We start from the raw sequence: 16,738 nt of genomic DNA, 5'->3' as shown, positions 1-16,738 counted from the left end.
CGCCGGGCCTGTGCTGTGGCCAGCCTGACAGTTCATGCGATCCTCCGCGTTCGCTGCGCCAGGCGCTGCCACGCCTCGACGATCTGCGCCGTGACGCCAAGCTCCCGCGCCAGCGCACCGAGGTGCGGGCCCACGGTCCGCTCCGCCGCCGCGTACTCCCCCACCCCGATCAGCAGCGCAGCCGCATGCTCGTCAGCGAGACGCTCGTTGCGTCGGTGCGCCGCCGCATCCTCGGTCCACGTATGCCCGTACCGCGCATGCCCGAGCTCGTGAGCGAGCGTGACCCGCTGCACCGTCAGGCTCCGCTTCGGGTTGAGCACGATCAGACCCGTCGAGTGGTACTCCCCATTGCGCCGGCCCAGGTCACGCCAGGCGACCCGCACCCCGCGCTCGCGGGCGACGTCGAGCATGTCCTCCACCGGACCCCCTGTCACGGCTCGCTCTGCTGTGCTTCGACCTCGGCGTCGGGGTCGTGATCTGCATCGGCGTCGGACGCCGCCGGGTTGAGCGTGATCAGGTGGCCGAGCTCGCCGTCGTCGTACTCGATGGCAGCAGACGAGTCACGGGGCCAGCTGAGGTCGGCGCGGCCCATTCGCCGCTGAACCTCGCTGAGTAGTAGGTCGTCGGGCGCCGCCTGCAGCGCGATCCGAGGCGACGGGGCGCGTCCCATGAGGCCGGCCTCTCGGTTCGTGATCGTGCCTGCCGCCACGAGGCCCTCGAGGACGCTGCCGCCGTAGGCGCGCACCAGACGGACGACGAACGCCGGGTCTGCGTTCGCTCCCTTCTTCCAGCGCGTGAAGGCGGACTTGTCGAACCCGGCGCGCGCGGCCGCCTCGGCGGGCGAGTCGTCGCCGATCAACTCCTGAACGTACGTCCACCAACTGGTCTCGACCATGGCACCCACGGTAGTTGCGCAACCGCAACCGGCGCAAGGCGTAGCGCCACCCCAACTTGTGGGTTGCGCAACCACAACTCTCCGCCTAAGGTCGGTTGCAGTCGTCCAACAGCAGCGTTGGACGTGAGCAACCGGGAGGCTCGTGTGGCCGAGATCGCCACGATCCGCCTGAACGCCGAGTGGGCCGAGCGCACGAAGACCGGGTGCGGCGGGGTCGCAGCCTTCGGCGCTGCCCTTGGCGTCGACAAGGGAACCGCATCCCGTCACCTGCGCGGGAAGTCCGAGGCGGGCCCTCGGTTCATCGGCGCTGTGCTCACGACGTTCGCCGTCACGTTCGACGAGGCGTTCGACGTTGTCCACGAGGACGTCAGCGCCACCTCCCACACCATCCGGCGCGCCTCGTGATCGGCGACCTGACCGCTGACCAGGCGGCTGCAGCGTCGGGCCGACACCCGGACACGATCCGCCGGGCGCTCGCGGACGGCTCGTTGCACGGCAAGCAGCGGACCCGGAAGGGCCGCTGGCTGGTCGAGCCGGCGTGCCTCGCCGCCTGGGAGTCGGGCGAGGCGTGTGCGCACCACGAGCAGAAGTCGAACGTCGTCCCGTTCCGCGACCGGAGCGCGTCGTGACCCGCCGTCCGACCGGCCCCATCGCCGTGATCGGGTGGCCGTCGCTCACGGTGGCTTCCGGTGCCGCGGCGGGTGCCGCAACGGCGGCGTGGTGCTCGGGTCACGCGCCGGCAGCTGTGGCCCTCGCGGCGACGGCGCTGATGTTCCTGATGCTCGTGCTCGCGCCTCGCCGCGCCCTCAAGACCCCGGGCGAGGGTGGCGACCCCCTGCGCCGCCCTCGCCCGGCACCAGGTGCGGGCCTCTCGCACTGCTGCCCCGAGTGCGACGACGAGATGCAGCACCAGCTCCGTCTCGAGTTCGAGCGGGCAGCGCGCGAGCTTCGCGCCTCCTTCCCCGGTCCACGCCCCCTCGCGAGGGCGCTGACGCGACTCGCCGCCGAGCCGCAGTCCTGATCTTCGCCACCCCGCTGTTCCCACCCGACACGGAGGCACTACCGATGAGCACCACCACTGTCATCCCGCTGGACCGCAGGTCGTCCAGCACCGCGGGTCTCGCGTCGTTGCGCGAGGGTGTCGCGTTCCCGGGCACGACCCCTCCGTCGCTGATGGACGCGGCCGCGAGGCGTCGCATCCAGTCGCTGATCGAGCTGCACGGTGCGGAGTCCCGTCAGGTCAGCGAGGCGCTCCTCCGCTGGGCTGGCATCCTGGCCGCCTATCAGCCTCTGGCCGCCGTGGCGGGCCCCGACCCGGAGTCGTACGAGGCGGTGCTCGCCGCGGTGGCCGACGAGGTCGACGACCACGGTGCCGCCGACGGCGTCATCACGACGCCGCAGTGGACGGTCGCGTGCGAGCCGGCCTGCGAGCCCAACGGGCACGGGTCCGCGCGCTTCACCTGTGAGGTGTGCGGGCAGGAGCGGTCCACCCTCGCTGACCGCGGTCCGCACCACGGACGGGTGTGCACGCCGTGCCACGCCCGCGACCCGCACCCGGTCGACAGGTGGACCGCCCCCGGCGACGAGCAGGTCGTGACCGAGCAGTCGCTGACGTTCGCGTCGGTCCGCCGGTTCCCGGCGCGCCGCCCGTCCTACTCGGGGAGCCCGCGATGAAGCCGCTGCTGTCGTCGGTCTTGCACGAGGCCGCCGAGCGGGTCCTGGACTACGACGGTCCCGCCGCACCGCTGAACCTCGACGCGCTCGTCGACACGCTCGAGCACGCCGCGGTGCTCGCCGCTGAGCACGAGTACTCCGCGGCGCACGGGTCGGTCCGGTCGGACTTCCACCGCGATGGGGCGACGGTATACCCGCCGCTCATCAAGCTGCTCGCGCAGGTCGCGACGCTCCCGGTGCCGCTGGTCGTCCCGGCGCTCGAGCCCGCCGACGCGGAGGAGCCGTGGCTCGCGGCGAACGTCTGTGCGATGGCCGTCTGCCCGTGCGGCTTCCGGGCGTGGCTGACGGCCGGCCCGGCGGGTGAGGACCCGGACGTCGAGGAGCGGCGTGTGCACGACGAGCAGGTCGCTGCGCACTTCAACGCCTGCACGTTCGAGGTGTCGGCGTGAGCCCGCGGGTGCGCTCCGACGGGGCGCCGGCTGGCGGGGGCCCACGCCACGCGCGGGACCGGCGGATGGACGAGGGGTGGCGCACGACGCGCGTGCTGCGCCGGCAGCTGCTGGTCTGGGCCGCGGTTGCGGTGCTCGCGTGGGTGGGCGTTGTCGCGGCGGTCTCGGCCCGGGCGGCTTCGGACGACCCGACGCCGTTCGACGTGACGGCAGCGGGCATCGCGTTCCCGGCGCCGTTGGTCGCGCACGGTCACGTCAACGTCCGCCTGGTCGACGGGCGGTCCTTCGGCCTGCACCTGGACCCGAACCCCGACCAGCCGGGCGCTGCGTGGATCGGTGCGTCGTTCGTGCCGTGGTCGGCGCTCGGTGTGGTCGACGGGTGCGTGGCGTGGGTGCAGTGGTCGGGCGCTGACGAGCACTTCGGTGAGGCCGGGCAGGACCCGGTGTGCTTGACGACGCAGATGGAGACGCCATGCCCGAGTCCCAGCCCGACGCCGACGCCGACCCGGACCTCCACCCCGCGGCCGAGCGTCTCGCCCAGCTCTTCGGCTTCCCCGACGTCGCAGCCCACGGGGCTGCCGTCGCCGACGCTGCAGCCGACGCCCGCGCCTTCCGACACGCCGTCCGCCTCGCCGAGCTCGTCGCCCTCACCGTCGGCGCACCCTTCGGTGCTGCCGTCGCCGACGTCGGCGCCGACCGCCACCGGCGGGCCGGGGCCCGTGTCACCTTCTCCGTCGTCGACGAGTGCCCCCGTCCAGGCTGAGCTCGCCGTGACGGGCGCCTCCTCGGGGGTGCTGTTCGTGATCGCGGTACTGCTGGTGATGACTGGCGTGATCGTGTGGGGTCTGCACCGTCGAGGCGGTGTGCGATGACCGCGCAGGTGTGCCAGGGCGGCTGTGGCCACCCGACGCCCCGAGCGGACCTCGTGCCGGTGGAGCGGGTGCTGCTGTGCCGGCGGTGCCGGTCGTTCCCTGAGCATGGCCGGGTCACGGCCACCGAGGCGCTGCTCTCCCAGGCCGCGGCGGTAACCCCGGAGGAGACGTTCACGGCTCGTCAGTCGCTCGTGGCCACGGGCGGGGCGATGAGTGTGCCGCTGGACCGGGCGCTGCTCGTCGCCGGTGACGGGACCGCAGGGCACGGCCTGCTCGCTGGGCCGCCGGCGTTCGTCGACGAGGGCTTCTGGTCGATCGCCCGCCGGTCCCGCGAGCTCGCTTCCCGTGACCTCGACGCGAGCGACAGCCCCGAGGCGAGGTGGGCGTCGTGACGCACCTCAAGCACGTGAAGCCGTGCGAGCGGTGCTGGCAGCCGATCGCCCTGGTGCTGGTGGTGCCGGAGCACCCCCGCAAGGGCGCGACGCGCAAGCACATCCCGCTGGACCCGGGGTTCGACCCGGCGACGTCCCGGATCGCGCCGTCGCACGCCCTGTCCGCGGGGCGCACGACGTGCCGGCCGCTGACCACCGAGCACCCCCTCGCGCCACACGAGCACGCGGCGTTGACGCACTTCGCGACGTGCCCGGTGTCCCGGACCGCTCCCCCGGTCCTGCGCCCGCGCCGTCTGGCCGCCGTCCTGCTGCACCAGGAGCGCGCCGCCGCGCGCCCCAACGGTTCGGGTCGTCGCGTCGACCTCGTCGCGTCGGCCGCGTCGCGGGCGCACACCGAGGCCGCGTACTGGCACCACGACGACCCCGCTCTGGGCCGGGACTACGAGCTCGCGGCCCGGCTCCTCGAGGACCGCTACGCCCGCGTGTGGCGCACCTGGACGCCCCGGCACTTCCTCGGCGCCCCCGCCTGAACCTCCCGCGAGCACCACCACCGCCGCCCACCCCGGCAGTCAGGAGCAGCAACCCCATGGCGACCACCAGCAGCACCAAGCCCCGCGGCCGCAGCCGCACCCCCGTCCCCGACGTCGCGCCCGCGACCTCCTCGTCGGCCGCGCTCGACGAGCTCACGCACGGCATGACCCACCCCGACCAGGAGGGCTTCGTGCGCACGACCCTCGTCGCGGTCGCGAACCTGACCGCGCACCCGGCAAACCCGCGGCGGGACGTCGGCGACGTGACCGAGCTCGCGGACTCGATCCGGGCGCACGGCGTCCGCCAGAACCTCCTCGTCGTGCCCGACCCCGACAACCCGGGCGACCTGCGGATCGTGATCGGGCACCGCCGCACCGCCGCCGCGCGCCTCGCCGGAGTCACGCACCTGCCGGCAGTCGTCGACCCGTCGCTCACGTCCGCGGACCAGCTGCAGATCATGCTGCTCGAGAACGTCCAGCGCCAGGACCTGACCCCCGTCGAGGAGGCCGACGCCTACCAGGGCCTGCTCGACCTCGGCACGGACGTCGCGACGATCGCGACCCGCATCGGCCGCTCGGAGTCCACCGTCCGATCCCGGCTGCGCCTGGTCACCCTGCCCGAGGAGGCCCGCACCGCGATCCACGCCCGCAGCGTCACCCTCGAGGACGCGGCCGCGCTCGCGGACCTGCCGGAGCACTTGCAGGCGCCGGTGCTCAAGACCGTCGGGACGTCGAACTTCCAGCACGAGATGGCCCGGGCGCGTGACCTGCTGCGCCGGGAGGAGCAGGTCACGCCACTGCTCGACGTGCTCGCCGCGGCGAACGCCCCGGAGCTGCCCAGCAACGTCTGGGCGGAGCCGGGCGCGATCGTGGCTGCGCGGGGGCGCCCCGCGCAGGCCGCTGAGCTCGCCGCGTCGATCGCGGGGCAGGTGGGTCCTGGCTGGTCGTGGCGCTGGTACTACGGCGAGGTCCTCGTGTACCGCCCGCAGACCCTCGAGGAGGCGCAGGAGGCCGCCAAGGCGGCCGAGAAGCGCGCGGCGTGGGACGCGGAGCGCGAGGAGCACGCCGAGAAGGCGAGGGCGGATCGCGCGGTCCGTGAGGAGTTCGCGTCCATCACCGCGGAGACCCGCCGTGAGTTCCTCGAGCACCTGATCCACGGCCGCAAGGCCCTCACGAAGGACCAGGTCGCGCACCTCCTCGACTACACGGCCACCGCGCTCGCGGAGGGCCCGTGGGATGGCACCTACGTCGGTGGCACGTACCGGCACCACCCCGTGCCGTACGACACCGAAGACGCGGACGGCCTCGCGACGTGGCTGCGGGTCGGCCTGCCGGCGGACCAGAAGCTCACCTACCACCGCCACGAGCTCCTCCCGCTCGTCACCGCCGCGGCCGCGGGGCTGAGCGCCCCGCAGCGGCTCCTCGTTGCGCTCGCGGCCGCGCTCGAGCCGATCAGCGAGGACACGTGGCGGTGGGGCGGCCGCTCGGTCACCACGGCCCGCTGGTACGAGCTGCTCGAGCGCCTCGGCTACACGGTCTCCGACGCCGAGCACGCCGCACTCGTCGTCGAGGACGGCCCGGACGACCCGGAGAACGACGGCGACGTCGACGACGAGAACGCCGCTCAGGTGGCGTGACGTGCTCGCGACCGAGATCCCGACGTTGAGCGCGCCGCCGGCGTGCAGTGACGACCCGGAGCTGTTCTTCCCGGCCTCGTCGCTGCATGTCGCGCAGGCGGAGGCGGCCAAGCGTGTGTGTGCGGGCTGCCCTGCCCGCCGCGACTGCCTGACGTTCGCGCTGACGCACGCGGTGCACGGGATCTGGGGCGGCACCACGGAGGCCGATCGCGTGCGGATCCAGCGCGCACACGGCCTGCCGAAGCGGGTGGCGTGGACGGGCGCCCCACTCGTGCGTGACGACGACACCACCACCACCACCGATTCGACCTCGGAGGACTGACCCATGACCACAGACACGAGCGACGCGCTCGCGGCGGCGCTGGACGCTGTCGCGGGCCCGCGGATCGCGCCGACGCCTCGCACACGCGTGGCCGCGCCGGCGCCGGTGCTGCAGCGGGTGCTGCTGACGGACCTGCACCCTGACCCGGACAACCCCCGCGACGTGGAGTCGGAGATCGCCGAGCTCGCCGCGTCGATCGAGCAGGTCGGCCTGCTGCAGCCGATCATCGCGCGTCGCGACGGAGACCGACTGGTGGTGGTGTGCGGGCATCGCCGTCTGGCGGCGCTGCGGCGCCTGGGTTGGCGTGACGTCGACGTCGTGGTGCGCCGTGAGATGCCTGCGGACCAGGTCCTCGTCGCGATGCTGTCGGAGAACCAGCAGCGGGTGATGCTCGACCCGATCGAGGAGGCGCGCGCGTTCTCCCGGCTGAAGCTGCAGCACGGGCTGACGGACCAGCAGGTCGGCGAGCGGGTCGGCCGCAACCAGGCTCATGTCTCGGGGCGGCTCGCGCTGCTGAACCTGGACCCGGCCGAGCAGGAGGAGATCCGCGCCGGGCAGCGCACCCTGGGGCGCGCGATCCAGAAGGGCCGCGTGAAGGCCGGCAAGGTCCGCAACCGGCCGAAGGGTTCGGGCTGGCACCTCGCGGATACCCACCGGCTCGCCTCCCGGGCGCGGGCTCGCTGCAACAAGCTCGAGCACCCCCGCGGGACCCGCCTGGGTGACACGGCGTGTGGCAGCTGCTGGGAGTCCGTGATCCGCGCCGACGAGAAGGCTGCGCTGCACGAGCACTCCGCGCGCCGTGGTGAGTGCGCCCTGTGCGGTCAGCCGTCCTCGGGCGTCCGGGTCGCCCCGGGCGCACCGGTGACGACGAGCGACGCGGTGGTGACCGCGTGATGCGCCCCCGCGACCCTGCGGAGGCGTCGGCGTTCGTGCAGGAGCAGGTCCGCAAGCTCGCCGAGGAAGTGCTGCCCCTCGCCGAGCACGACCGCGTCGTCGCGGCGACCGTCGACGAGGGCTCCGCCCTGGGCGAGTGCCTCCACACGACGGTCGCTCGCTCCCCTGGTGAGGCGGCCGCGGTCGGACACAGCCTGATCGTGGCGTCCGCGGCGCTCGGCTCGATCGTCCTGACCGCCCGCGCAGGCGGACGCCCGGCCGACGAGCTATCCACCGGCGTGAACGTGCTCGCGCTCGCGGGGATGTTCCTGATCGGCCAGGCGGAGCTGGACCAGGCACGCAGCGGGCAGGGGCCGGCACTGTGACGGCCCTGACGCTCTCGCGCGGCGACCTGCGGGCCCTGCTCCTGGCGACGGCCCCGCACGCTGGCCGGGAGACCGATGACACGCCGCTGCTGGGCCGGGTGCGGTTCGTGCCGACGGGCTCGCACCTGCACGCGTGGTGCACGGACTTCGCGACGTCGGTCACGGCCCGGGCGGTGGTGACCGAGCATCTGGACGCGGAGCTCGCGTGCTTCGACCTGCCGCTCGGCGCGGTCCGCGCGGCGCTGGCGGTGTTCAAGCCGCCGGCGGGCGACGCCCGAATGCACTGGTGCGACGAGCAGCTGCGCCTGGAAGTGACGCGCGAGCACGTCGTGATGACGGAGGTCGGGCAGCTCGTCAACGGCCGTTCGCTGCAGGTGAACCGGATCGTGCCGGCGAACCAGGCGGACAGGTACCCGGACGTCCCTCGGATGCTCCTCGACGCGCTGACCGCTGCGCCGTCCCACGGTCCGGCGTACCGGGCGCGGGCCGAGCACGTGGCGCGCTTCGTGTCGGTCGCGGCGTGGCACGGAGCGCACGTCCGGCTCCACGGCGTGGAGTCCCCGGCTGTGGTCCTGGTCCGGATCGGTGAGCACGTCCTTGGGATGGTGCCCGCCTCGGTTCTGACCGCGAACGGTCTGGCCGACGAGCGCGTGCAGCTGCGGGACTGGTCGCAGGGCCTCGCCCCGCTGCGCCGCCCTGAGGAGGTCGACGTCCCTGCAGTCGTGGTCGACGGGCTGCGCGCCCAGGCGGCGTCGCTGCTGCGCGACGGTGCAGGGTTCGTCGACCTGCAGGTGGTCCTGGGCCGCGACACCGATCGCGACGCGACCCGCGACGACGACGGGACGGTCGACCTGTGAGCGCGCAGGCGGAGTGCCCGGACTGCGGCTACGAGTCGACGTGCCAGTCGGCTGGGCAGGCCGCGAAGGCGCTGCGACGCCACTCCTGTGACCGGCACCGCGCCCGGCAGCAGGCGCGTGAGCGGCGGCTGGCACGGGAGGCGGTGATGGACCGGACGGTCCGTGGGTGCGAGCACCCGCGCGCGAACCACCGTCACGGGACGCACGCCGCGTACGTGTTCGACCGGTGCCGCTGCGACGACTGCAGGGCTGCAGCGCGGGCGTACGAGAACTCCCGCACTCGCGAACGCGCCTACGGCCGGCCGGCGTACGTGGACGCGACCCCTGCCACCGAGCACCTGCGCGCGTTGTCGGCTGCAGGCATGGGCTGGAAGCGCGCGGCGGCCGCGGCTGGCCTCCAGTCGTCCACGGTCTACCCGCTGCTCTACGGGCGCCCCGGCCGAGCGGCTGGCGTGCCGCGCACGAAGGCGCGCCGCAGGACGGTCGAGGCGATCCTCGCGGTGCCGATGCCGACGCTCGCTGACCTGGGCTCGGGCGCGGTCGTGGACGCCACGGGCGCGATGCGGCGTGTGCGTGCGCTCGTCGCGATCGGCTGGTCCGTCCGGGCGCTCGAGCTTCGGACGGGGCTCGGCCGGCAGGCGCTCGACCGGCTCGCCGCGGGCGAGCCTCGCTGCCTGGCGCGGACCGCGATCGACGTCCGTCGGGCGTACGACGAGCTGTGGGACTCGGCGCCGACGGGCGCGGGTGCGACCAAGGCCCGCAAGCGTGCGGCCGCCGCAGGGTGGGTCCCGCCTCTCGCCTGGGACGACGACGCGATCGACGACCCGGCTGCACACCCGGCGGCCGCCCCGCCCACGCAGTCCGTGCACGACGACGTCGACGACACGGTGATCCGGCTCGTGCTCGCCGGCACTGCGCACGCGACGACCGTCGCGGAGCGTGAGCGTCTCGTCCCGGTCCTGGCGGCGGGCGGCATGTCGGACCGGCAGATCGCTGCCCTGTGCCGGACGACCGACCGGACCGTCTTCCGGATCCGCGGCCGGCTGGGCGTGGAGTCGAGGTGGGCAGCGTGACCCGCCCGTCGACGCCTCCGCAGCGGACGGCCGAGGGCGGGAGGCGGCTCACGGTGCAGCGCGTCTGCAACGGCTGCGGCCGTGCGCTCGGCGACGCGACGACCGCGGAGCTGGAGGCCGCCGTCTCAGGTGCGCCCCTCCCGGACGTCCGTGTCGAGTGCGGGTGCGCGCGATGAGCGCCCGGTACGCCGCGGCGACGGACGTCTCGTCGGACCGGTCGCGTGCGGAGATCGAGCGGACGTTGACGCGGTACGGCGCGGACCAGTTCGCGTACATGGCGTCGCGGGAGCGAGCGGTGATCGCGTTCGTGATCGAGGGCCGTCAGGTGCGGTTCGTGCTGACGTTGCCGGACCGGCACGACCGGGAGTTCACCCACCACTCGCGGGGTGCGCGCACGGCGTCCGCGGCTGAGGCCGCGTACGAGCAGGCGGTGCGGCAGCGGTGGCGGGCGCTGGCCCTCGTGGTGAAGGCGAAGCTCGAGGCCGTCGAGGCGGGGATCGTCACGTTCGAGCAGGAGTTCCTCGCGCACATGGTGCTGCCGGGCGGCCGGTCGGTGTTCGACGTGGTCGCGCCCGCGGTGGAGCAGGCGTACGCAACGGGCGACACGAGCGGCCTGCTGCAGCTCACGGCCGGTGCGCCGTGATGCCCCGCGTCCCGTCTTCGTGGCGCGCCCGGCCCGCGGGCCGCCTGGGCGACGTCCAGGTACGGGTCAGTCCGCTCCTCCCGCTGCACCCGTCACCTGGTGAGGACGGCCGCCGGATCGTGCGACACGGCCTGGCGGATGTCCTGGCCTGGCTGGGCGAGCCCGTGGGCCCGCGTCCTGGCGAGCTCACGCACGTGGTCGCCCTGCCCGGCGTGGTCCTGCTCTCCCCGCGCGCGTTCGCCGCGCTCCGCGCGCTCGCTGACGTGTCGCGGACGCCGACCGAGGGCGAACTGGTCCTGGTCCGCGCGGTGTACGCGGCGAGGGCGGGTGCGGCATGAAGCCGGGGACGCGAGTGCGGATGCGCTTCGGTGGCGCGTGGGTGCTGGGCACCGTGACGTCGTGTCCCGCGACGCTGGGGGCGCCAGCGGTCCACGTTCACTGGGACGGCGCCGACGTCTGGGGGTCCGACGTCCACCCGACCCACCTCGAGGTCATCCCGACCGGCGGTGAGTCCCGATGACCCGCCGCGCGAAGGGCCCCGCCTGGTCGAAGTCGTCGAGCAGGTGCCGCTGCCGCAACCACCTCGGCTCCCCGAAGCAGCAGCACCGCTCCCGCGCTGCGGCGGTCCAGTGGGCCGTCCGCAGCAGCCGTGTCCGTGGCATGCGCCTCGAGCCGTACCGCTGCCCGACCTCGAACCGTTGGCACATCCGCACCGCACGGGAGGCACGCCCGTGACGATCGACTACGCCCACACCCGCACCGCTCGCGAGAACCGCGACCGCAAGGCCGCGACTCTCGCCGCGACGGCACGACGCCTCGGGATCACGACCGACGGCATCGCGATCGGCGGCGGCCAGCGCCGAACCGTCTGGCGCGAGGCCGGCCTCGACCGCTCCCCCTCCGAGGACACCTGGCACCTCGTCCACCAGGCGCTCGCGGCGCAGCCACCCGCCGTGCCCGCGACGGCGCCGCGGGTCGCTGGTCCGGCGCGTGCTGGCGCGTGCCGGGTTCCGGGGTGCGTAGCGGCGTCGACGTCGTTCTACCCGTCGGGCTGGTGGTGCGACGAGCACTCCCCGTGGGGCCGCCGTGGCCTGACTTCCTCCGACCCGAACCGCGTCCCGGGCCAGCCGTGCGAGCTGCAGCGCCTGCGCGCCGCGCGCGGCACGACGCCGACCTCGTACTCGCCGCCAACGTCGACGGTCATCGACGACCGCGCTATCGCCTCTGGCAAGCGCCGCTCGACGACCGCGACCTTCCAGGCCGTGAAAGCCGCCCAAGACCACCGCACCCGCGCCAGGAGAACCGCGTGACCGTCCAGCTCTGCGAGTGGTTCGCGCTCTGCACGAACCCCGCCACGACCACCCGCCGGCACCCCGTGCTCGGCAACGTCCCGATCTGCACCCGCTGCGACGACAAGGCGCAGCACCTGACCGTCAAGAAGGAGGACCCCCGTGGCTGACACCATCGGCGCCCAGCTCGAGCACCTGCTCGGCAACGTCAGCACCCTCGTCGTCGAGACGCCCCTCGGCCCCGTGACCCTCTGGTGTGACGCCGAGGGCGACTGGCACTCGACCCGCGTCCCGACGGAGGACGACGCCGACACGCTGCCGACCCACACCACGGCCTACGGCATCAACGCCGGCATCGACCCCTACGACCCGGACTCCCTCGAGGACGTGCTCGCGGTCGTCTGGGCGGACGGCGACTCCCGCGCGCTCGCGGACGTCGCGGCGGAGCGCCGCACCCACGACGGCCGCGGCTGGACACGTGCGCACGACGACGAGCACGGCGCGAACCATCTCGTCGAGCTGGCGTGGCGCTACGCCTACCGCGTGCACGCGACCCGGCCCGGGTCGTACGACCGTGAGGGCCTGGTGAAGGCCGCGGCGCTGCTGGTCGCCGCGATCGACACCCTCGACCGCGCGGAGGCGACCCGTGGCTGAGCTCATCGCCACGCGCCGCCCCCGCCGCGTCTACGTCGCCTCGTCCTGGCGCAACCCGGACCAGCCCGCCGTGGTGGCGGCGCTGCGCGCTCGCGGCTTCGAGGTGTACGACTTCCGGAACCCGCCCGGGCGCTCGGGCTTCGCCTGGTCGTCGATCGACCCCCAGTGGGAGTCGTGGACGGCCGAGCAGTACATCGCTGCGCTCGACCACCCCCTGGCGGTCGCGGGGTTCGCGAGCGACTTCGACGCGATGCGGTGGGCGGACACGTTCGTCCTGGTGCTCCCGTGCGGCCGCTCCGCGCACCTCGAGCTCGGGTGGGCGGTCGGCGCGGGCAAGCACACGGTCGTCATCACGCGCGACGGCGAACAGCCCGAGCTCATGGCGAAGATGGCCGACCACATCGCCGTCAGCCTCGACGACGCGCTCGAGCACCTGTCGGGCCTCACCGTCGCACCAGCACCCGTCCCGGCGGCGAGGGCGCAGTCGGCGTACGGCTCCGAGTGCGACGCCGAAGGGCTTCGCGCAAACCGGGACTACTGGCGGGGCGTCGCCACCGCGCGCACCGCCGACCTGAGGGACGCACGACGAGCCGCGCGGGCAGGGCAGCCCGACCCGGGCGACCTGACGCGCCCCGACGCCCCCGCGCCCGCCCCGGCTGACGAGGGCCGTGAGGCGCTGGCGGACCTCGCCGCGCGTGCTCGCGCATTCGCCTCTTGCCACGACAGGCTTGGCGACGGCCCGATCATGGACGAGTGGGCCGCTCACGCCGGGTGCCCGGCCGGGCGGTTCACGACAGACGACCTTCGAGCCCTCGCGGACCTCGCCGCCCGCTCGCCCCAGCCCGCACCGACCGTGAGCGCGGAGCAGGAGAGCATCATCCGCGCCTGCGACTGGTCCGACTACCGCAAGGAGTACGGGGCCACTGCCGAGCAGCACGTGGCGTTCACGGCCGGGTGGGACGCGGCGATGGGCCGTCTCGACATCGGCGGGGTGCAGCGATGACGGCTCCGGCTGCCGAGGACCGGGAGGCGCTGCGGCGCCTCGTCGAGCGGGTCGAGATCAGGTACCGCGACTACGCCGGGTCGGCAGCGCGAGCCGAGGACGAGGGCGGGCGGTGGTACGCGGAGGACGCCCGCGACGTCGCGACCATGCTCAGCGGCATCGCGAGCGACCTCCGCGCCATCCTCGCCGCCCGCTCGCCCCAGCCCGTCACGACCACTGTGACCGCGATCCGTGCACGGGACGCCGAGGTCGTGCCTCGGATGATGCCGCCCGGAGGCGACCCGCTGCTGCAGGCGGAGATGGATCGACGGTGGCTGCTGGCCGACCGCGACCGGCTCACGTCCGAGGTCGACCGGCTTGCACGCTGGAAGGCCGAGGCCCTCGACGTGCTGGACAGGTGGGAGACGGTCTGGAAGGCGCTCGGGCAGCCAGGCGCGATCGGCTGCAGGAAGCCTGACGCGGCACGGGCCGCGGTGGAGCAACTCAAGACACAGGTCGAGGGCGCCCGATGACCGCGTCCGCACGCCGGTCCCTGACGCCGGCGCAGCATCGGACGCTCATCGCGTCGCAGATGACGGAGAAGGCCCTGCAGGCGCACGTCCTGACCCTTGCCCGCACCACGGGCTGGCTCGTCTACCACACGCACGACTCCCGGCGCTCCCAGCCTGGCTTCCCCGACCTGGTGCTCGTCCACGCCCGCCGGGCCACCGTCCTGTACCGGGAGCTCAAGACCGAGACGGGACGCATCCGCCCTGAGCAGCGTCAGTGGCTGACAGCGCTCGCGGAGGCCGGTGCGGACGCCGCGGTGTGGCGTCCGTCGGACTGGCTGGGTGACCGCGTCGCGGCCGAGCTCCTGGGGGTGGTGTCTTGAGGATCCGACTGGCGCTGACGTTCGACGTCGACCGGTCCCGTCGCGACGTGCAGGCGCCGGAGCGGGAGTCCCAGTTGGACTCGCTGGCTGAGCGTGCGGACGAGCGGCGGATCGGCTTCACGGTCGACCCGCCCGCGACCACGTGGCCCGACGACCGCGGAGGGAGGTGAGCCCGATGCCCGCACCCGAGCGTTGCCCGTCCTGCGGCGGCGTCATCAACCCGTACACCGGCGAGTGCCGCTGCTCCGACTGACTTCCCCCGAGAGGACCCCTGGTGCCCTTCTTCCAGGTCGATGACCACCTGCACGCGAACCGCAAGGCGCGCGCGCTGACGGGCCTGATGCTCGTCGGCGATGACCGCGGTGTGGCCGCGCTCGGTGTGTGGACGCTGGCTGGCTCGATGTCGCAGGACGTCGGGACGGACGGCTTGGTCTCGCTGCAGTCGCTGATGTCGTTCCTGTTCGACCGTGCGGCCGCGCTCGAGCTCGCCCACCTGCTGGTGGACGCTGGGCTCTGGCACGCGCGTGGTCACGACTGCGACCGCTGCGAGCCAGTGCCACCGGCTGACCCTGTCTCGGGTGTGGAGCAGCCGTGTTGGCGCTTCCACGACTGGTTCGCGATGAAGTACGACCGCGCAGCCGTCGTGCGGGAGACCCGCGCGAAGCGCGCGGAGCTGCAGGACCCGCCGACGGTGAACGCGGTGTGGCTGCGCGACTGCGTCGACCCCCTCGACCCGGTGCTGAAGAACCAGGCGCACTGCCGGTACTGCGGCCGACTGGTGAAGCGGTACGACCGCTCGTCGAAGGACGAGAACGCCAAGCCGACCCTGGACCACGTCGACCCGACGAAGGCCAAGGGCGTGCGGAACCTCGTCGTGGCGTGCGGCGGCTGCAACCGCTCGAAGGGCCGCCGCACGCCCGCCGACGCCGGCATGACCCTGCGGCCCGCTCCCCGACCGCTGACGCCCGCCCAGGAGGCCGCCGCGGCCGCTGAGACCTCGCCGAGCACCGCGCTCGCCGCTGAGGTCCCGCCCGCGCCCTCTGCGCCGTCAGCGGCCGCCGAGGGCACGCAGGGACGGACGTCGGAGCACAGCTCGCATCACAGCTCTGAGCACAGCTCGAAGCAACCGCCGATCGTGTCCTCGGGCGCGCGTACGGGTACGCGCCTGGGTGCACGTCCGGGTCAGGGTCAGGGTCAGGGTCAGGTCTTGGGTGAGGGTCAGCCCACGGGTGACGCCCCAGGGTCGGCCCCGCGCTCTCGCCCGCGCCGACGCCGAGGCAAGGGCGGCCGGACCGGCGGACCTCCCCCGACCCTCGACGCAGGACCCGCCCCCGAGCCGCCCCCGGAGCCCGGGAGGTTCGGCTCCCCCTGGCACGGCTACCGGGGTCCTCGCGACCCGATGGGTGACGAGACCCACTGTCCGAACCACCACCTGCCCGAGCCATGCCGCAAGTGCCCGACCGGAGGCGACGCCCGATGACCACCACCCACGCCCAGCACCGCACCGACGAGCGCGCCGCCTCGACGGTCCGCGTCGACCGGATCGCCGAACGCCTGCGGGAGCTCGTGGAACCGCGCACCACCTCGGAGCCGTCGTGGGTGCGCGAGCACGCCGGGCCCTGCCCGCCCGCCCCCGTCGCGCCGCGGACCGACTACGCCGAGCGGCTCCGCCTGCTCACCCCCGAGCACCGCGGGATCCCCACCTGCACGAGGTGCGGCTTCGCCCTCCGCGACGGCGGCGGCCAGCGGCTCGTCCAGCGCGCGCACATCGTCGAGCACGCGCCCCTGCTCGAGCAGCTCCACACGGCGGTGGTCGGCTCCACCGCGGGAACGGCCGGCAGCAGCGGTCCCGGGTCACGACCGACCGCGAACCTCGAGGCGCTCGACGCGTGGACCGCAGTACACCAGGGCGTGCGCTTCTGGATCTCCGCGATCACGAACCGCCCGACGGCCGGCGAAGTCGAGCAGGTCGTGCGTGACCTGATCGCGCGCCTGCCGACCCTGGACCGTGACGACGTGCGCGACATCGATCGCGACGTGCTGCGCTGGTGGGCCCGTGCACGCATCGTCACGACCTGGGACACCGCACCGCTCAAGCCCCACGTCCCGTGCATGAACTGCGACGTCCGCGGCAAGCTCCGCATCCACACGGATCCGTTGCTCGCGGCCTGCTTGGCGTGCGGGGCGGCGTGGGACGCAACGACGATCGGCATCCTCGGCGAGCACGTCCGCATCATGCTCGCCGACCCGATCCCCGACGAGCCCGCGGTCCGAGCCGACGCAATCCCCACGACGAGTTCGCCCGCCCACTGAGAGGA

At 73.9% G+C, this 16,738-nt stretch carries 26 protein-coding genes; 24 read left to right on the top strand and 2 right to left on the bottom strand.

Translation table 11 applies throughout. The annotated features are described in order from the left end of the window. Positions 1–32: 32 nt before the first annotated feature. Both CELGI_RS06785 and CELGI_RS06780 read right to left on the bottom strand, forming a co-directional pair. Entirely contained in the window at positions 33–410 is a 378-nt protein-coding gene (locus tag CELGI_RS06785; protein WP_049785534.1) for an ImmA/IrrE family metallo-endopeptidase, read from the bottom strand. Positions 411–430: 20 nt separating this feature from the next. Further along, complete coding sequence (locus tag CELGI_RS06780) at positions 431–904, bottom strand: hypothetical protein (RefSeq protein WP_150104681.1); 474 nt, start codon at positions 902–904, stop codon at positions 431–433. Between the two features lie 135 nt (positions 905–1,039). Here CELGI_RS06780 and CELGI_RS06775 point away from each other — a divergent pair, with 135 nt between their 5' ends. From CELGI_RS06775 to CELGI_RS06655, 24 genes are all read left to right on the top strand, one after another. Further along, a complete protein-coding gene (locus CELGI_RS06775) occupies positions 1,040–1,300 on the top strand; it encodes a hypothetical protein (protein ID WP_013883375.1) in 261 nt (86 codons plus the stop codon). Then, positions 1,297–1,524 carry a hypothetical protein gene (locus CELGI_RS06770; protein ID WP_013883374.1) on the top strand — a complete coding sequence of 76 codons (228 nt, stop codon included), beginning with the start codon at positions 1,297–1,299 and terminating at the stop codon, positions 1,522–1,524. The genes CELGI_RS06775 and CELGI_RS06770 overlap by 4 nt, the downstream gene beginning before the upstream one ends. Before the next feature lie 436 nt (positions 1,525–1,960). Continuing rightward, positions 1,961–2,569, top strand: a complete 609-nt coding sequence (locus CELGI_RS06760; protein ID WP_013883372.1) for a hypothetical protein — start codon at positions 1,961–1,963, stop codon at positions 2,567–2,569. After that, on the top strand, positions 2,566–3,018 hold the full coding sequence (locus tag CELGI_RS06755) for a hypothetical protein (RefSeq protein WP_013883371.1): 453 nt from the start codon (positions 2,566–2,568) through the stop codon (positions 3,016–3,018). The genes CELGI_RS06760 and CELGI_RS06755 overlap by 4 nt, the downstream gene beginning before the upstream one ends. A gap of 472 nt (positions 3,019–3,490) precedes the next feature. Next, a complete protein-coding gene (locus CELGI_RS17075; protein ID WP_150104680.1) occupies positions 3,491–3,781 on the top strand; it encodes a hypothetical protein in 291 nt (96 codons plus the stop codon). A gap of 105 nt (positions 3,782–3,886) precedes the next feature. Then, positions 3,887–4,282: a hypothetical protein gene (locus tag CELGI_RS06745; protein WP_013883369.1), complete on the top strand. Its 396-nt coding sequence runs from the start codon at positions 3,887–3,889 to the stop codon at positions 4,280–4,282. After that, positions 4,279–4,812 carry a hypothetical protein gene (locus CELGI_RS06740; RefSeq protein ID WP_013883368.1) on the top strand — a complete coding sequence of 178 codons (534 nt, stop codon included), beginning with the start codon at positions 4,279–4,281 and terminating at the stop codon, positions 4,810–4,812. Before CELGI_RS06745 ends, CELGI_RS06740 begins: the two co-directional genes overlap by 4 nt. A gap of 56 nt (positions 4,813–4,868) precedes the next feature. After that, the gene (locus CELGI_RS16420; protein WP_013883367.1) at positions 4,869–6,449 is read left to right on the top strand and encodes a ParB/RepB/Spo0J family partition protein; all 1,581 of its coding nucleotides are present in this window, start codon (positions 4,869–4,871) and stop codon (positions 6,447–6,449) included. Between the two features lies 1 nt (position 6,450). Further along, positions 6,451–6,771, top strand: coding sequence for a WhiB family transcriptional regulator (locus CELGI_RS06730; protein ID WP_013883366.1), 321 nt, complete (start codon positions 6,451–6,453; stop codon positions 6,769–6,771). Positions 6,772–6,774: 3 nt separating this feature from the next. Further along, positions 6,775–7,665, top strand: coding sequence for a ParB/RepB/Spo0J family partition protein (locus CELGI_RS16415; RefSeq protein ID WP_013883365.1), 891 nt, complete (start codon positions 6,775–6,777; stop codon positions 7,663–7,665). Then, on the top strand, positions 7,662–8,030 hold the full coding sequence (locus CELGI_RS06720; RefSeq protein WP_150104679.1) for a hypothetical protein: 369 nt from the start codon (positions 7,662–7,664) through the stop codon (positions 8,028–8,030). Before CELGI_RS16415 ends, CELGI_RS06720 begins: the two co-directional genes overlap by 4 nt. Continuing rightward, on the top strand, positions 8,027–8,887 hold the full coding sequence (locus CELGI_RS06715; RefSeq protein ID WP_013883363.1) for a hypothetical protein: 861 nt from the start codon (positions 8,027–8,029) through the stop codon (positions 8,885–8,887). The genes CELGI_RS06720 and CELGI_RS06715 overlap by 4 nt, the downstream gene beginning before the upstream one ends. Continuing rightward, on the top strand, positions 8,884–9,960 hold the full coding sequence (locus tag CELGI_RS06710) for a helix-turn-helix domain-containing protein (protein ID WP_049785533.1): 1,077 nt from the start codon (positions 8,884–8,886) through the stop codon (positions 9,958–9,960). Before CELGI_RS06715 ends, CELGI_RS06710 begins: the two co-directional genes overlap by 4 nt. Positions 9,961–10,132: 172 nt before the next feature. Next, positions 10,133–10,603 carry a hypothetical protein gene (locus tag CELGI_RS06700; protein ID WP_013883360.1) on the top strand — a complete coding sequence of 157 codons (471 nt, stop codon included), beginning with the start codon at positions 10,133–10,135 and terminating at the stop codon, positions 10,601–10,603. A 119-nt stretch (positions 10,604–10,722) separates the two neighbouring features. Continuing rightward, a complete protein-coding gene (locus CELGI_RS06695; RefSeq protein ID WP_041574130.1) occupies positions 10,723–10,941 on the top strand; it encodes a hypothetical protein in 219 nt (72 codons plus the stop codon). A gap of 393 nt (positions 10,942–11,334) precedes the next feature. After that, a complete protein-coding gene (locus tag CELGI_RS06685) occupies positions 11,335–11,913 on the top strand; it encodes a hypothetical protein (RefSeq protein WP_013883357.1) in 579 nt (192 codons plus the stop codon). Next, entirely contained in the window at positions 11,910–12,062 is a 153-nt protein-coding gene (locus CELGI_RS17335) for a hypothetical protein (RefSeq protein WP_013883356.1), read from the top strand. The genes CELGI_RS06685 and CELGI_RS17335 overlap by 4 nt, the downstream gene beginning before the upstream one ends. Continuing rightward, positions 12,055–12,546 (top strand): hypothetical protein, encoded by a 492-nt coding sequence (locus CELGI_RS06680; RefSeq protein WP_013883355.1) that lies wholly within the window; start codon positions 12,055–12,057, stop codon positions 12,544–12,546. The genes CELGI_RS17335 and CELGI_RS06680 overlap by 8 nt, the downstream gene beginning before the upstream one ends. Beyond that, positions 12,539–13,549 carry a hypothetical protein gene (locus tag CELGI_RS17470; RefSeq protein ID WP_013883354.1) on the top strand — a complete coding sequence of 337 codons (1,011 nt, stop codon included), beginning with the start codon at positions 12,539–12,541 and terminating at the stop codon, positions 13,547–13,549. The genes CELGI_RS06680 and CELGI_RS17470 overlap by 8 nt, the downstream gene beginning before the upstream one ends. Continuing rightward, positions 13,546–14,061: a hypothetical protein gene (locus tag CELGI_RS06670; protein WP_013883353.1), complete on the top strand. Its 516-nt coding sequence runs from the start codon at positions 13,546–13,548 to the stop codon at positions 14,059–14,061. Before CELGI_RS17470 ends, CELGI_RS06670 begins: the two co-directional genes overlap by 4 nt. Before the next feature lie 59 nt (positions 14,062–14,120). Further along, complete coding sequence (locus CELGI_RS06665; protein WP_041574508.1) at positions 14,121–14,420, top strand: VRR-NUC domain-containing protein; 300 nt, start codon at positions 14,121–14,123, stop codon at positions 14,418–14,420. After that, entirely contained in the window at positions 14,417–14,590 is a 174-nt protein-coding gene (locus tag CELGI_RS17330) for a hypothetical protein (protein ID WP_169315140.1), read from the top strand. Before CELGI_RS06665 ends, CELGI_RS17330 begins: the two co-directional genes overlap by 4 nt. Before the next feature lie 104 nt (positions 14,591–14,694). Then, positions 14,695–15,900: an HNH endonuclease gene (locus tag CELGI_RS06660; protein WP_013883351.1), complete on the top strand. Its 1,206-nt coding sequence runs from the start codon at positions 14,695–14,697 to the stop codon at positions 15,898–15,900. After that, the gene (locus CELGI_RS06655; RefSeq protein ID WP_013883350.1) at positions 15,897–16,733 is read left to right on the top strand and encodes a DUF7341 domain-containing protein; all 837 of its coding nucleotides are present in this window, start codon (positions 15,897–15,899) and stop codon (positions 16,731–16,733) included. Before CELGI_RS06660 ends, CELGI_RS06655 begins: the two co-directional genes overlap by 4 nt. Positions 16,734–16,738 lie beyond the last annotated feature (5 nt).

Origin of the sequence: Cellulomonas gilvus ATCC 13127, assembly GCF_000218545.1 — a bacterium.
Classification (GTDB): domain Bacteria; phylum Actinomycetota; class Actinomycetes; order Actinomycetales; family Cellulomonadaceae; genus Cellulomonas; species Cellulomonas gilvus.
The sequence above is the reverse complement of the archived record's forward strand: the minus strand, read 5'-3'. Positions and strand labels throughout refer to the sequence as shown.